This window comes from Acidiphilium iwatense (assembly GCF_021556475.1).
Lineage (GTDB): Bacteria > Pseudomonadota > Alphaproteobacteria > Acetobacterales > Acetobacteraceae > Acidiphilium > Acidiphilium iwatense.
On record NZ_JAKGBZ010000143.1, the window covers coordinates 1 to 1,233 of the forward strand.

The 1,233-nt window shown below is 62.0% G+C and carries 1 protein-coding gene; it reads right to left on the reverse strand.

Annotation, left to right across the window (positions count from 1 at the left end; genetic code table 11):
• Positions 1-16 precede the first annotated feature (16 nt).
• A protein-coding gene (locus L2A60_RS20450) for an IS630 family transposase (RefSeq protein WP_235706302.1) occupies positions 17-1,194 on the reverse strand; the annotation gives its coding sequence in 2 pieces (ribosomal slippage) (positions 17-705 and positions 705-1,194; 1,179 coding nt in all).
• Positions 1,195-1,233: the final 39 nt, after the last annotated feature.

Below are 1,233 nucleotides of genomic sequence, written 5' to 3' on the forward strand. Positions count from 1 at the left end.
TAGTACCCCGAGTCGCTCATAGTGCGGGGTATAGCCGCTTCAGTTTGATGCGGGCGTTTGCGGTGGTGAAGTGCCAGTTGGCCTTGACGTGATCCCTATTGCGGGTGCGCTCCCATGCGGCGACCTCCTCGATCAGCATTTGCTTGTCGGGGATGCGGCGATCGAGGCATTGCCCCGAGAGAACGCTGAGTTCGGATTCCGCCATGTCCAGCCAGCTGCCGTGCTTCGGGGTGTAGTGCCATTCGAAGCGCTCGACGAGCCGGCGGGCTTCGGAAGGGGGAAACGCCTCATAGAGTGACGCCGGTTTGTGGATGTTGAGGTTGTCCTGCACGAGCACGATCTTTCTGGCCTGAGGAAAATGGCTGTCGCTCAAATCCTTGAGCATGTGGGCGTAGTCGATGGCGGTGTGGCGATCGGTGACCTTGACGTGCCGCCAGCCTTCGAGCGGGGCGAACATCATGAATAGGTTGGCCGTGCCGTTGCGTTCGTACTCGTAGTCATGCCGCGCGATACGGCCGGGTTTCGCCCTGATCGGCACGCGCGTCTCCGCGACCAGTTGCTTCGAGGTCTCGTCCACGCACACCACGGGGCATGCCGGGTCGTGCGGCCGCTGGTAGACTTCCAGCACATCTTCCATGCCGGCGACGAACGCGGCGTTGGCATCCGGTGGGATTACCCATTGCTTCTGCAGATGCGGCTTGAGAATGTTTTTTTTAGCGTCCGCCCGATCGTGTTGTCGCTGGCACGCTCAACGATCTCCAGTTCCACCACCGCCGTTTCCAGCAGCTTCAGTGTCCACCGTGCGCGCCCCTTTGGCGGCGAGGAACAAGCCAGTGCGATCAACTTGGCTTCCGCCGCGCCGTCGAAAATGCGCCGCCTAGCCGAGCGCGGCGAGTGCTTGCGGGTCAGGGCCGCCTCGAAACCCTCCTCCACCAGGACCTGACGGGTCCTGGCGACGGTGTCGACGCTGGTGTCCAGGGCGGCGGCGATCTGGCTGTCACTCCAGCCTTGGCCGGCCTCGGAGGCGTCGGCCTTCAACAGGATGCGCGCTTTCAGCAGCTTCCAACCCGGGTGCTTTCCAACCCGGATCATTGTGTCGAGCCGCTCGCGCTCTTCGAGGCTGAGCTTCACCACATACTTCTTTACGGCACTTTGTTTCGCGGTCACGAACCATCTCCGTCGTTGCGGAGTCATCGAATCGAAGGTCCGCCGCAAAATCAATGACGGAGGGTA